The organism is Vibrio sp. 1CM2L, assembly GCF_023161695.1.
GTDB lineage: Bacteria > Pseudomonadota > Gammaproteobacteria > Enterobacterales > Vibrionaceae > Vibrio > Vibrio coralliirubri.
Window position 1 is genome coordinate 1,218,806 of the sequence record NZ_JALNTT010000001.1, and the last position, 13,029, is coordinate 1,231,834.

Annotated in this window: 14 protein-coding genes, 1 rRNA gene and 1 riboswitch; of the genes, 7 read left to right on the top strand and 8 right to left on the bottom strand. The window is 44.3% G+C overall.

All coding sequences use genetic code 11. From position 1 onward, the window contains the following. Window positions 1-9: 9 nt before the first annotated feature. On the bottom strand, window positions 10-666 hold the full coding sequence (gene ribB / locus MSG34_RS05270; protein ID WP_017054827.1) for a 3,4-dihydroxy-2-butanone-4-phosphate synthase: 657 nt from the start codon (window positions 664-666) through the stop codon (window positions 10-12). 186 nt (window positions 667-852) lie between these two features. Further along, a riboswitch (FMN riboswitch) is annotated at window positions 853-1,003 on the bottom strand. A 373-nt stretch (window positions 1,004-1,376) separates the two neighbouring features. Between ribB and MSG34_RS05275 the strand changes: the two genes are divergently transcribed. Continuing rightward, the gene (locus MSG34_RS05275) at window positions 1,377-2,120 is read left to right on the top strand and encodes a phosphatase PAP2 family protein (protein ID WP_248336485.1); all 744 of its coding nucleotides are present in this window, start codon (window positions 1,377-1,379) and stop codon (window positions 2,118-2,120) included. An 85-nt stretch (window positions 2,121-2,205) separates the two neighbouring features. Here MSG34_RS05275 and MSG34_RS05280 read toward each other — a convergent pair whose 3' ends face one another. The 3 genes from MSG34_RS05280 to MSG34_RS05290 all read right to left on the bottom strand — a co-directional run bounded on the left by MSG34_RS05280 (window position 2,206) and on the right by MSG34_RS05290 (window position 4,806). After that, window positions 2,206-2,568: an MmcQ/YjbR family DNA-binding protein gene (locus MSG34_RS05280; RefSeq protein ID WP_248336486.1), complete on the bottom strand. Its 363-nt coding sequence runs from the start codon at window positions 2,566-2,568 to the stop codon at window positions 2,206-2,208. Between the two features lie 76 nt (window positions 2,569-2,644). After that, window positions 2,645-3,370 (bottom strand): sulfite exporter TauE/SafE family protein, encoded by a 726-nt coding sequence (locus MSG34_RS05285; protein WP_193841066.1) that lies wholly within the window; start codon window positions 3,368-3,370, stop codon window positions 2,645-2,647. Window positions 3,371-3,594: 224 nt separating this feature from the next. Then, window positions 3,595-4,806: an MFS transporter gene (locus MSG34_RS05290; RefSeq protein WP_048611602.1), complete on the bottom strand. Its 1,212-nt coding sequence runs from the start codon at window positions 4,804-4,806 to the stop codon at window positions 3,595-3,597. A 29-nt stretch (window positions 4,807-4,835) separates the two neighbouring features. Here MSG34_RS05290 and MSG34_RS24240 point away from each other — a divergent pair, with 29 nt between their 5' ends. Both MSG34_RS24240 and MSG34_RS05300 read left to right on the top strand, forming a co-directional pair. Beyond that, a complete protein-coding gene (locus tag MSG34_RS24240) occupies window positions 4,836-4,985 on the top strand; it encodes a hypothetical protein (RefSeq protein ID WP_179946933.1) in 150 nt (49 codons plus the stop codon). Between the two features lie 460 nt (window positions 4,986-5,445). After that, window positions 5,446-6,060 (top strand): YitT family protein, encoded by a 615-nt coding sequence (locus tag MSG34_RS05300; RefSeq protein ID WP_017065874.1) that lies wholly within the window; start codon window positions 5,446-5,448, stop codon window positions 6,058-6,060. A 137-nt stretch (window positions 6,061-6,197) separates the two neighbouring features. Here the strand turns inward: MSG34_RS05300 and sigZ are convergent, their stop codons facing one another. Further along, window positions 6,198-6,797 carry an RNA polymerase sigma factor SigZ gene (gene sigZ / locus MSG34_RS05305; RefSeq protein WP_248336487.1) on the bottom strand — a complete coding sequence of 200 codons (600 nt, stop codon included), beginning with the start codon at window positions 6,795-6,797 and terminating at the stop codon, window positions 6,198-6,200. After that, the gene (locus MSG34_RS05310; RefSeq protein ID WP_004733042.1) at window positions 6,781-7,077 is read right to left on the bottom strand and encodes a metalloregulator ArsR/SmtB family transcription factor; all 297 of its coding nucleotides are present in this window, start codon (window positions 7,075-7,077) and stop codon (window positions 6,781-6,783) included. Before MSG34_RS05310 ends, sigZ begins: the two co-directional genes overlap by 17 nt. Window positions 7,078-7,310: 233 nt before the next feature. Here MSG34_RS05310 and MSG34_RS05315 point away from each other — a divergent pair, with 233 nt between their 5' ends. Continuing rightward, the gene (locus MSG34_RS05315) at window positions 7,311-8,411 is read left to right on the top strand and encodes a permease (protein ID WP_248336488.1); all 1,101 of its coding nucleotides are present in this window, start codon (window positions 7,311-7,313) and stop codon (window positions 8,409-8,411) included. Between the two features lie 106 nt (window positions 8,412-8,517). Here MSG34_RS05315 and MSG34_RS05320 read toward each other — a convergent pair whose 3' ends face one another. Then, window positions 8,518-9,720 carry a hypothetical protein gene (locus tag MSG34_RS05320; RefSeq protein ID WP_248336489.1) on the bottom strand — a complete coding sequence of 401 codons (1,203 nt, stop codon included), beginning with the start codon at window positions 9,718-9,720 and terminating at the stop codon, window positions 8,518-8,520. A gap of 382 nt (window positions 9,721-10,102) precedes the next feature. Here MSG34_RS05320 and MSG34_RS05325 point away from each other — a divergent pair, with 382 nt between their 5' ends. Beyond that, entirely contained in the window at window positions 10,103-10,405 is a 303-nt protein-coding gene (locus MSG34_RS05325) for a hypothetical protein (protein ID WP_248336490.1), read from the top strand. 105 nt (window positions 10,406-10,510) lie between these two features. Here MSG34_RS05325 and trmY read toward each other — a convergent pair whose 3' ends face one another. After that, on the bottom strand, window positions 10,511-11,110 hold the full coding sequence (gene trmY / locus MSG34_RS05330) for a tRNA (pseudouridine(54)-N(1))-methyltransferase TrmY (RefSeq protein WP_017061702.1): 600 nt from the start codon (window positions 11,108-11,110) through the stop codon (window positions 10,511-10,513). A gap of 255 nt (window positions 11,111-11,365) precedes the next feature. Here trmY and MSG34_RS05335 point away from each other — a divergent pair, with 255 nt between their 5' ends. Further along, a complete protein-coding gene (locus tag MSG34_RS05335) occupies window positions 11,366-11,890 on the top strand; it encodes a DUF3087 family protein (protein WP_048611591.1) in 525 nt (174 codons plus the stop codon). 578 nt (window positions 11,891-12,468) lie between these two features. Then, window positions 12,469-13,029 (top strand): 16S ribosomal RNA (locus MSG34_RS05340); the annotation flags it as partial.

Consider the following 13,029-nt stretch of genomic DNA (forward strand, 5'->3'; position numbering starts at 1 on the left):
CACTAAACGTTAAGCAAGCTTAAGGTCGAACTCAGTGCGGTACATCACCATATCTTCAATGGTCAGTACTGGCATGTTGTGTAGTTTACCGAAAGCAACGATCTCTGGCGCTTTTGCCATTGTGCCGTCTGGGTTGGTTACTTCACATAGTACGCCAGCTGATTGAAGACCAGCCATTTGCATAAGATCCACAGTACCTTCTGTGTGACCACGGCGAGCAAGTACACCACCTTTACGCGCGCGTAACGGGAATACGTGGCCAGGGCGAGCAAGGTCAGTAGGCTTAGCTGTTGGGTTGGCAGCTGTCTTGATCGTTGTTACACGGTCAGCGGCAGAAACACCTGTTGTTACGCCAACTTTTGCTTCGATAGTGACGGTGAACGCAGTTTGGTTTGCGCTGTTGTTATCAACAACCATAGGTGGAAGTTCAAGTTGGTTTGCTTGCTCGTCAGTTAGACACAGGCACACAATGCCGCTGCATTCGCGGATCATAAGCGCCATTTGAGCATTCGTCAGGTGTTCTACTGAGTAGATGATGTCGCCTTCGTTCTCACGATCTTCATCGTCAAGTAGAAGTACGCCACGACCTTCGCGTAGAGCTTGCAGTGCGTTTTCAACGCGAGTGATTGGTTCGCCAAATTCGGCAAGTAGTGAAGACTGATTCATGGTTAAACTCCTAAAATATCACCAGAATCAGGGCTGTATGAGGGATCTCAACCGAGCACGACAAAGCCTACTCATTACAAGTCGACTTTAGCTCATTATGGTTTTATCCAAAACGAAATGCACCCGTCTGAGTTGGAGGCATCAACCCAATAGATAGGTGCGCCTTTCCAACTTAAACGAGTGTGTTTCCATTCTCTCTCATCCGGACTATAACCGTCGGCTCTGGCATCTCACCAGATCTGCTGACCTCGACGAATCGAGCGCTCGCGGGCTTATCTTTAGATTTTGCTAAGGACATACCGCCGGTGGGGAATTTCGCCCCGCCCTGAGAATAAAAATTAATAATTTGTTTTGCTTTGAAAGCAGACCAGATGGTAATCCTTTCGATAGTGGATTTAAAGGACTGACAGCAAAGTTTTTCAGATTCTGGCCTTATAATCAGGTAAGTGTTCACTTTATCGGCAGACCTTGGCGTATGGTGTTTAGTCGGGCGTTAGCTATGTTTAGTGGGTTTTGATGTCTATATGTGCACAAGTGGATGGTCTGCATTATTGGTGATGACGTGACAGTTCATCAGCTCAATACTCAAGAGGCCCTTTAATCGATTATTGTTACACCATGACGGCTTACTGACCGTTTTGACATAAAATTGATATTGGCGATGCTAAGCTGCGATAGCATCCGACCACTTTATCTCAAAGATCTTAGCCATGACTTCTCTGTTCTCTAACAAATCCAAAGGCTTATTACTGCTCGTTTTAAGCTTGTATTCTCTAGTACCCTTTTTGATCTTTGGATCTGACTTCGACCTTGGAAGCGCGGTTCTGCCTTTCTACGGTGCCTTTATGACGTTTGTGACTTACTCGGCAGGTAATCAAGGGTTCTTGGGCACGCTCGCTGTTTTGTCTTTAGTCTTGCTCACGATGAAGTTTTCTAAAGCTAAGTTAGTCAGCCTTTGTCTGCAGCTCGGCCTGTTGTTGGTGCTCAGCTTTGCAGCGAAGACCTTCTTAAAGCATTCAACAGAGAGCCCGCGTCCTTATTCTGAGTATTTGGTAACGCAGGAAGTGATTGAAATGCCAGAGCTGTTTTATGAGCTGCCTTTGGTAGAAAAAAATGCCGCGATTGAATCTGTGCAAGATAAGGTCAGCGAGTGGCGCACTCGTCATTGGCATGGCGAAACAGATTACTCTTTCCCATCTGGACACATGATCTTTGTCGGTGTGTGTTTGGCATTCTTTGGCGGATTGTTCCTAGAGGCGAAACGCTTTTACCTAGTCGGCGGTTTGTTGGTTTGGGCTGGTGGTGTCGCCTATAGCCGTGTTTGGCTTGGTATGCATCGACCTGAAGACTTGGCGGCGTCTATCGCCTTTGCGGGTTTAATTTATTTATTGGTGCCACTGATTCCAACGCAAAAGATAGAACCTTTATTGCCCAAGTTTTTAAGAGAAGCTTAAGGTTTTAAGAGGGGCTTAAGGTTTTAAAAGCGGCCTAAGCTTTTAAGAAGTGCATAATTCTATATTTAACAAGCAGAGATTCTGGCTACTGATTGAGCCCGAGTTCTGCTTGTTTCTTTTTGGTAAGCCCCAAAGACACAATTCGGTGTGACTCCGTGAGGTAGTATCTCAGCTCCTCATCCCTTTCTGATGTGCTCTCAAAAAGCTGAATCCATTTCATGCCACGCGAAGCAAAGTAGGGGGCGGGTTTATAGCCCGGCTCTTCTTTGAGAAAGTCGAAATTCCGATCGGACGCCTTGAAGATAAACGCAGGCTCATCTTTCGGTCCCCAGCCACCAATCGCAAACACCTTGCCACCCACTTTCCACACGTGAGAGTTATTCCACTGCATCACATAACTGGTTGCAGGCAGTGACTCGCAGAATGCATTGAATTCATCGTAAGTCATAGAACGTCCTTTTATCTATTGGGTGTTTGATCTGTGGTTTTTAAGATGTCTTTCTTCTTGTTTTTATCGCTAATAACTAGCCAGCTAACCCCTGCCAGATTGCTGTAAAGCCACTGATAGAACATAGCAGTAATGAACCAATGCGTATCTTCTCTTTAGGGATGCTTTGTGTCGTCATCAATGCCACTTTATAACCCAACCAAGCCGCAGGCAGCAAAGGGATGGTAATGATCAAATGGTGCATGGTGAAGAAGCCAATCGGGATCTGTACCAGTAACGAGATGATCGAACTAAACACGAAAAACGCAGAAAGGTTACCACGAAGCTGATTGGCATCTTGGTGTTGCAGTAGTAGTGCCATCGGAGGACCACCAATACCCGAACTGGTGCCAAAGAACCCAGAGAAGAACCCCGCAATACCCATCTTAGTTGGGGTTGGTTCGAGTCTAAAGGGCAGTAAGCTAACAATCACGGCAAATACTACCAATAAGCCCAACCATAGTGATAACACGCTCGTTGAAACCATCACCAACAAAGCACCACCTGCCAGTGACCCCGGAATACGGCCCAGCAATGCGATTTTTAATCCGCCAATCGAGATATTCGCTCGATGTTTAAAAGCGTTGAATAACGAGATAAACAGACCAATTAAACAGATAGGCGCAGGTACATAATCTGGAGAGACCAAAAACAGCAGTGGGGCTGCAACAATGGCCAAACCAAAGCCGATTGCGGTTTGCACAAACGAGCCGACAAAAATGAGTGCCATTGCGATAAGGACAGTCTGATCTATGTATTCCATAAGCCTGCGGATTAGTTTTAAAGGAGCGGGTGGATACTATAAATGAAAACCAAAACAATAGTCTTATTATTCAGTGAGGTTTATGCCAGTTTCGCTAGTTATAATTTCTATTATCGCGACCAACAAAAAAGCGAGTGAGTATCTCAGGATGCTTCCTTTCAATACTCACTCGCTTTATTGGAACGACTTGTTGTTTACGCTAGTGGGGGAGTCAGCATAAAACGTTAAGCCATTGCCAATTTCAGTCGCTCAATCGGCTTGTCATTGATTGGTAAATGGATAAGCGCTGCCGCAAATGCAAGTACCACGGTTGACCACCAGATTGGCTCGTAAGAACCGTAGTAATCGTAAATACGACCGCCAACCCAAGCGCCTAAGAAGCTACCCACTTGGTGAGTAAAGAACACCAAGCCGTACAACGTTGATAGGTAACGGGCACCGAAGATCTGACGAACTAAGCCAGAAGTTAGCGGAACCGTACCCAACCAACAAAAACCAATCGCTGCACCGAAGATAGCCGCGGTTGACTCAGTAACAGGCAAAGTGACAAAAGCTCCGATAACTACGGTACGCACTAAGTACAGTGCCGACATTACATGACGCTTGCTGAACTTATCGCCCATCACACCCCAGAAGTAAGACCCGAAGATGTTGAAGATGCCAACGTAAGCCAGTGCCATCGCCGCGCTGCTAGCGGGTAGGTCTTTGTCTGCTAAATAGCTCGGTAAGTGTGTTGCGATAAACATTACGTGGAAACCGCACACGAAGAAGCCCGCGTGAATCAACCAGTAACCTTTGTGAGCAAACGCTTCAGACAGTGCTTCTTTGAGTGTTTGGTTCTCTTCAGCTTGCGCTTGTTTGTTTGAGGCAGCTTTAGGCGCTCGCATGAACAGCGCAAAAGAGATCATCAAACAACACAGTACGCCAAACACTTGCATCGCACTTTGCCAATCAAACTCGTTCAGCATGTATTGTGCGCCCGGAATCACCGCAAACATACCAAATGAACCTGCAGCCGTGGTTAAGCCAAACGCCTTAGCCGCGTGCTCTGCCGGTACCACTTTCGCCACTGCGCCAAGCACGATCACATAACTTGTTGCACTTAAGCCAAGGCCAACGAGTGCACCCAATGAAACGTAAAGCATGCTCGATTCGGTAGAAATTGAGGTAAGAAGTAAACCCAAACCGTAAGCACATGCACCAGCGATAATGATGCGTCTTGCTCCCCATTTGTCAGCTGCCATACCAACAAAAGGTTGGAACACGCCGAACAATAGGTTTTGTAGCGCAATCGCAAAGCTGAAAAACTCGCGACCTGTACCGAAATGTTCTGAAATTGGCATCATGAAAATGCCGAATGATTGTCTGATCCCTAGACTGATAATAAGTGTGCCTATCCCAAGCCATACCAGTAAAGGAAAACGGAAAATGCTCATTCTAATACTCTTAAATTAATGGTGGTGATGTGAGTGGTCTTGCGCTGACATGTGTTGGTCAGTCATCTCATGGTGATGTTCGTGCCCAGAATGCTCATGCGCTGACTGCTGGTGGCAGCCACTGCTCACGGCATGCTGAGCCAAGAGATCAATCAATGGCTGACTGTGATGCACAATAACCAAACTAATGACAAGAAATAGCGTCATTCTGGCCAATTGGGCAAAAAGAGATTGTGAAAACATACGGTGTTGACATGCGCTCAATGTTGTAAGAAGTCGCGCATCATAGTGATGAGTAGGTTATGTATCAAATGACCATTTGTGATGTGGTCTATGCGTTTTATGCATAGATTATCGCTTGATTGGAATTGGGACAAAACGTGTTCAATAAATAAGAAAACTTGAAGCTCGTTGGTTAATACAAACAACTATCTAATTAAGAATGAAAGCCTAAATTCAGGTTTATAACTATATGTTTAATAGAAGTTTTCACAAAGCTGTAAAAACTAATATACAAACTAATCACTAAGCAACATTGCTCGTTCACTCGACTTATCTGTCAAACATCGTAAATTTGGGCATAAATCGTTTCAAGACTACTGAAACGCGATGTTAAAAGATTCAGGGAGAGTCATTCACATGGATAAAGATCATAACCTTCGCGAAAACTTACTGGCACTGATCTTAGGTAGCGCACTGGTTTCACTCGGCGTTATCTTTTTCAACCAAGTCGGTTTACTCACCGGAGGCACGGCTGGTCTAGCGATCTTCATTACCAAAGTAACAGATTTGAGCTTTGGCCAAGTATTCTTCGCACTTAACTTACCTTTCTATATTTTGTCGGTTGCTCGTATGGGCTGGCGCTTCACCATCAATACGTTTATCGCTGTTTCGATTGTTTCGTTCGCTGTGGATCACTTGTATCACGTGATTCAAATTGCCGAAATTCATGCATTGTATGCAGCTTTACTTGGTGGTGGCTTGATTGGTACCGGCATGCTGGTGATTTTCCGTCACAAGATGAGCTTAGGTGGCTTCAACATTCTGGCGTTGTTCTTACAAGAACGTTTTGGAATTCGAGCGGGTAAGGTTCAGATGGCATTAGACTGCACGATTGTTGTGCTTTCTCTGTTCATTGTTGATGTGTCATTGGTTCTTCTGTCTGTACTTGGTGCGATAGTCACCAACTTGATTCTAGCGATGAATCATAAACCGGGGCGCTATCAACCTGTGGTAAAAGCGGAAGCAGCATAGTCCGGTTCGATCAAGCACTCGATTCGCTTAAGCTCTAGATTTGCTTAAGCAAAGCGTGATTTGCAGATTATGAAAACAACAAAGCCAGCATCAACTGCTGGCTTTGTTCTATTGAAATAACGGATTCGATGTAGCGATTAACACTTGCCGCAGCTGGCGTTCGGCTTAAGCTCGCAATCAATCACATTGCCTTGTTGATCAAGGGACAAGTTACAACACTCTTCAAACAGGTTCTTAAGATCACCACGGCTTTTTTGCACGCGGGATTTAACCGTTGAGTAGCTGACGTTCTGCGCTTCTGCGATCTCTTTCTGGCTTTGGCCTTTAATGTCGACCGCAAGCAGTAGCGATGAGCTTTGTTCTGGCAATGCCTGAATAAAAGGTTCAATACACAATGAAAGCTTCTGCTTAAATTCAGAGTCGTGGTCTAAATCGGTAAACCACAGATCTTCAGCATCAATTTGGCTATCACGTTGTTGGCGTGCATGCTTACGGTAGAAGTCGATAATGGTGTTGTTGGCTAACTGGAACAGCCAAGCCTTAACACTGCTCGCATCTTGTACCTTATCTAAGTTCTGATAGGTCTTAATCAAGATATCTTGGAGCAAGTCGTCTACATCCGCAGAGTTGTTGACCTTTGAATGCAGGAATGACTTTAATGCTTGCTGATACTCGGCCCAGACTTGTTCGAGCTTCAAAGGTGCCCCGTTCAAATGTGCATCAGTTGCACTGTTCATTTACGCAACACTCGTCTTGTAAGAAATCAATCACACCTTCTAGGCATTCATACTCCGCCACGCAGAATAGAGTTCTTCCTTCTCGTCTTTGGCTGATTAGGCCCGCAGACGCCAAGCTTGATATGTGGTGAGACAAGGTAGAACCGGGAATGCCTAGCTCTTCTTGTAGGCCGCCAACTGCAATGCCTTGGTAGCCAGCTTTAACGACACTCTTATAAATGGTTAGGCGAATAGGGTGCCCCAACTCTTTAAGTGCTTTCGCAACGACTTCTAAGTTCATATTAACTCCTCAAGATTTAATTTCGATGTTAGTCGAAATGTATGTCGAATTCAAATTTAAAAACGGTGTCTGTGTAAGTCATTGAAAAACTGTGTTTTCGAAAATCATTTCGATTTTTGTCGAAATAAAGCTTGATCTGGAGCTGTTTATTTCTATAATTCGAGAATATTCGAAATTAAGGGTTGGTTACTTTTCTCATAGAGCCCAACCTTCAATCCAGTTTGGAGTTAATTATGAGCAATGAAATGTTAACAATGCTAAAAGACGCCCTTGATATGTTCGCTTTCTTAGCAGTAGAGCTAATTATCCTTTTCTTAGCGATCAGCTACATTGTTGGGATTCTTCAAGAGTTCCTTACACCAGAAAAGATTCAATCTATCCTGAGCTCACGTAATGGTAAGGGGTATGTGGTTGCTGCACTATTGGGTGCAATTACACCTTTCTGTTCATGTTCGACCATTCCTTTCCTAAAAGGATTGCTGCGTGCAAGAGCGGGTTTCGGTCCAATGATGGTGTTCCTATTCGGTAGCCCACTATTGAACCCAGTGATTATTGGTTTGTTCGTGATTACGTTCGGCTGGCAAGTCGCGGTGTTCTACTTCCTTGTAGCAATGACGGTGTCTGTAGTGGCTGGTTACGCACTTGAGAAGTTTGGCTTTGAGCGTTACGTAAAACCTGAAGCGTATGAATCAACAGGTTCAGCTTCAAGCTGTGGCACTAGCTGTGGTGACTCTGCTCCTAAGAAAGCAGCACCGGCTAAAGCGGAATCTTCATGTGGTACAAGTGCATGTGGCGAACCTGCACCCGTAATGGCGAAAGAGACATCTTGCTGCGATTCTAAAAAAGAAGAGCCACAAGTAACGGTTTCATGTTGTTCAGCGGATGGAAGCGCAACAGCTGAAATCGTAGAGAAGAAAGAACCTAGCCGTTGGATGAGAATTTGGTTCTCAACTTGGAAAGATTTCAAACAAGTTTTCCCTTACCTAATGATGGGTATCGCGATTGGTTCATTCATCTACGGCTTCATTCCTACAGACCTTATTGCACAGTACGCTGGTGAAGGTATGTGGTATGCGATTCCAGTAGCAGCCGTGATTGGTATTCCACTGTACATTCGTGCTGAAGCGGTAATCCCACTAAGCGCAGCTTTAGTACAGAAAGGTATGGCGTTGGGTTCAGTTATGGCATTGATCATTGGTAGTGCAGGTGCAAGTTTAACGGAAGTTATCCTGCTTAAATCAATCTTCAAGAACCAAATGATTGCAGCATTCCTATTCGTTATTCTAAGCATGGCGATGGGTGCGGGCTTCCTATACAGCTTCATCTTTGGTTAATCAGGCTTGATTGTGAGATAACACCATCGATACCAAGAGATAGATAATAAAAAGAGCTCACTTAGTTGAGCTCTTTTTTTGTTTAACTGCTTATCAAATAGGAATATCAGACTGGGTTTGGTAGCGCGGCAGAAGTACCGTGTGCAGCGAAAGCGTTGGTAGCTAACACATCGCAGTGGTGTCGATTAATTGCATCGCCGTAGTTGTTGGTTATGCCGGGAAACTGAAAACGATACATTGGAATACCATATCGGCGCTCTCTTTGTTGGCCGATTCTATCTTTGCTCGTCCATAATAGTCGGTTCTTAGCCGTGTAAGTCATACCGTGCATTTTATTGAAATACGCTTCATGACTGCGCATTTGCTCGTACAGTTCGATAATGCGTTGTCGAGAGAAGTTCAATGTCGTGCTTGGTTTAAACTGCGTGCCCCAACCCGTTAATACCTTTTCCATGAAATCTCTTGTCACCAGTCCTGGACCAGTAAGTAATCCCGCACCTTTGCTTCCGCCGGAAGTATTCGCATTCCCTACTAAAGTGCCGTGTCGGCCGGGCATGTAGGTGGTGTAATATTGAGTAGAAGGGGATAAGCGAGGCATTCTCGCCTTGAAAGCCAATGAACGTTCGTCTTCAGCAAAAACACATACGATTTGTTTGACGTTTTTGCCCAGTAATTTGTAATCCTTGAATGCGTTCATCCCGCCGGGCACGGGGTCACACGCAAAGATGTTGACGGGAATATGGCTAAGCTTGGGATCTTTGAGCATTCGGTTCGCCAATTCAAAGCAACTCACACCACCACGGCTCCAACCTACGATGTTAACTTGGCTAATGGGCTTGGTTTGGCGTTCAATCGCTATGTTCTGTTGGCGAGCCGCGATACCTTGTTTTAGATCGGCTGCCAGTGCTTGTGAGTCTTTCAACCAATCCTGATATTTTTGGTTGGTTGCGAAAGGCCAAGCTGATGTTTCTGGGCGAGATTCACTGAGCAGGCCTTTAGCTCGCTTCATGTAGTCATTCTTATCTTGTTGGCTTCCGCGCAAGATATTCAGCACATGGCGCATGTTGCTGTCGATACCTTTGCCTAGCAACGTTCCCTTAACTCCGGAGTACGTGTCATCTTTGCCTTGCTTCAACCATTCGTTTTGATTCCCACTGCCAACGCCATCCACTTGGATGTAGTCAATCATGTCTCTGCCAGTCGTATTCTTCGCTAACGTAGAAATCAACTCGCCTGACACGTAGTTTTTATGATTGTTGTCTTCTGAGTTTGATCCTGTGCCACAGAAGAATACGGTAAAAATTGACATATATTCCCTTAAAATAATTCACCGAAATTATCGGAAGTATAACTGTAGAATCATAAGCTTGGAGCGGAATCTCCATTAATTGGTAAAGGTCAGACCAACAACGGGCAGAAATGGAACGAAGCGCAAGTTTTATAAATCTCATGCTTTGTGGTTTTTTGGAGGTGTTGAGATGGGTTACGACCGTCAAGAAATATCAATCTAAGTGTCACAATACTCATCGTTATTTTGTCTAGTATCAAACAGCAGGCTGATTTTGCCCTAGCGCTAAAATCTAATGCCTACACTTTGTATAGATACGTGCTGTCTAAGGGTTACGACCTAAGGTGCAGGTAATTTATAACAGATCGCTTTCGAGCTTAGATTAAGGTTGATAGGAGGGAGTATGTTCGCAATACACAGGGAGTATGAGTTACAGAATCAGCAGCATTTTCATGCACACATTCAGGTAAAGCCAACAGGGAATCTAGAGTTTGAAATTTTAGAGTCTCATGAACATCACGATACGGATTTTAGTCATTTATCGTTTGAGACTGAACAAGGGAACACCAAAGTGATTGGGCGAGATGAAAGTGGTCAACAGACGGATTGGCAACTTTTACTGGCAGAGGAAGATGCAAAAGAACTTAATCACTTGGTGGTTTTGGTGTCTGAGCAGTATGAGACGTTAATGCGAGACCTGATGTGACGAGGCAAGTTTGCAATAAGTTGAGCAAAGCAAATATCGGTAACCCAAAAATCAAAAGCCCGAAGAATAACCGGGCTTTGCTAATTATGGGTGTGTCTCATCGGGCTAGAAACCGCGAATATCCAGCTCATTATTGATCAACACAACACACTGAGAAGCAAACAGCATGTTCGGGCCTAAGCTGATCTTTTCTGTTCCTAAGCGCTTTAAACTGTTGTAGCTTTTCTTCGGCATTGGGATGTGGTCAGTCAGAAGGAAACATGGGTTTTCAGCAATCTCTGCATCACGGATAAAGTCACCCTTCTTATCCATCATGTATAGCTGGTGGTCTTCAGCCAGTTCTTTCACTAATTTTTCAAAGCTCATAGTGCGAACGACGATCCCCGGTTCAACCTGACGAGTCTGCTCTTTGGTCATACCTTGAGAAGCATCAACCGCTCTTACTACCGCTGATAACAATGCCGATTCATGAAAGCCGCCAATGTTGGTGATCTCATTTGAATCGAAAGTGATCGTACGTGAGAAGTCTTTAGTACTTTCTAATACAAGGTGCACGGTGACATTCTCACGATGAGATTGAGCAACGAAGATCGTGTTCATAAGAGTATGAGCCAGAATCTCAGTATGAGCGTCTTGCCCAACACCTTCTAAGATAAGTTTGCTCTCTGTAGGGGCTGCGCGAGCGCGTAATACAAATGAACGCATGGAATGTACCTTGTCAGTATGTGATAAAGCGAAACGGACTTTATCAACATGAATTGATGAATAACCAAAATTGTGGCGGTATGTAACTCTTTTCTATTAATGAAGTCAAATGGAGTTGCACTTAGCAACAACCCGCGAACTTTGAGTATTAAATAGAGAATGACCACATTACAAGACGGTAAGGGTTGAAGCGAACCAATGTTCACATAGATAGTATGCGCAAATTATTAGGTGGCTTGCAGAAGGAAGTAGTCGATGAAGTTACAAAAGATCAATAAAGAAGAATATAGAAAGAAGATGAACTTGTTGTTGGTCTCATTAGTTGGGTCACTTGCATTGTTTGCTATCGTATTCGGCACCATTCTGATTGAATTGTTTGGCTCGGCGACTTCAATTACTGGTGAATCGACAGGGAACTTTCATTTGAACGTACTTGGGGTGATCTTATCTGTCGCTTTGAATGCGTTTATCGCAAGCCGAGTGAAAGGGCATGAGTATTTCAAAGAAGCGCTTTATGTTTGGAACCTGAAACAAATCCACAATCAAATCTATCGTAAGCTCAAGCGCATTCAGCCAAAAGCGGAACAAGGCGACCGAGACGCGCTGACCATTCTTTACTTCTATTACACTACGCAAAAACAGGTATACGACCTAGACAACAATACGTTGACGATAAAAACGGTTCAGCAGTCGCTAGATAACATCGTAGAACTGAGTGATAAATGGAGTATTGAACTAGATATAGAGGCTTTTTCGAAAGATCTAGTCGCGAAATTTTAAGTGATATGCCTGTAATTGTATGAGCTTTGACCTGTGAAAGAGGCTTTTGACGTAAAAGTAGACACTTAAGCAACTTTTTTGAATTTTTATCAAAAAAGGGGTTGCCATGTTTTCGATGATCTCTATAATGCCGCCTCACTGACACGGCAGACGCCACAAGGCTTCAGCGGTAATCAGTAAGACGGAAAGTTCGAAAAAATTAATTTTAAAAAGTGTTTGACACTTAAGATTAAATCGCTAGAATTCACGTCCGCTTTCAAGAGTTTCTTTGTAAAAAGAAAGTTTCGATAAGCAAAGCTCTTTAACAATTTAAACCTATCAATCTGTGTGGGCACTCGTTGATGAATATCAAAACGTTTTATCGTTAGATAAAACAGATTCTTCGGAATCAAAATTGATTTCAATGAACTGAGTGACCAATACGTTTAACTACTTGTAGTTATTCGGCACAGTCAATTCATTATCATTCTGTTGGAATGGTAATAGCTTTAGAATTACATGTTCATGTTTACATGAATATTAGTTTTGAAGTCAGTATTCGTTGAGTCACACCTATTAATTTAGGTAATCAAAACTTTAAATTGAAGAGTTTGATCATGGCTCAGATTGAACGCTGGCGGCAGGCCTAACACATGCAAGTCGAGCGGAAACGACACTAACAATCCTTCGGGTGCGTTAATGGGCGTCGAGCGGCGGACGGGTGAGTAATGCCTAGGAAATTGCCTTGATGTGGGGGATAACCATTGGAAACGATGGCTAATACCGCATAATGCCTACGGGCCAAAGAGGGGGACCTTCGGGCCTCTCGCGTCAAGATATGCCTAGGTGGGATTAGCTAGTTGGTGAGGTAATGGCTCACCAAGGCGACGATCCCTAGCTGGTCTGAGAGGATGATCAGCCACACTGGAACTGAGACACGGTCCAGACTCCTACGGGAGGCAGCAGTGGGGAATATTGCACAATGGGCGAAAGCCTGATGCAGCCATGCCGCGTGTATGAAGAAGGCCTTCGGGTTGTAAAGTACTTTCAGTTGTGAGGAAGGGGGTAGCGTTAATAGCGCTATCTCTTGACGTTAGCAACAGAAGAAGCACCGGCTAACTCCGTGCCAGCAGCCGCGGTAATACGGAGGGTGCGAGCGT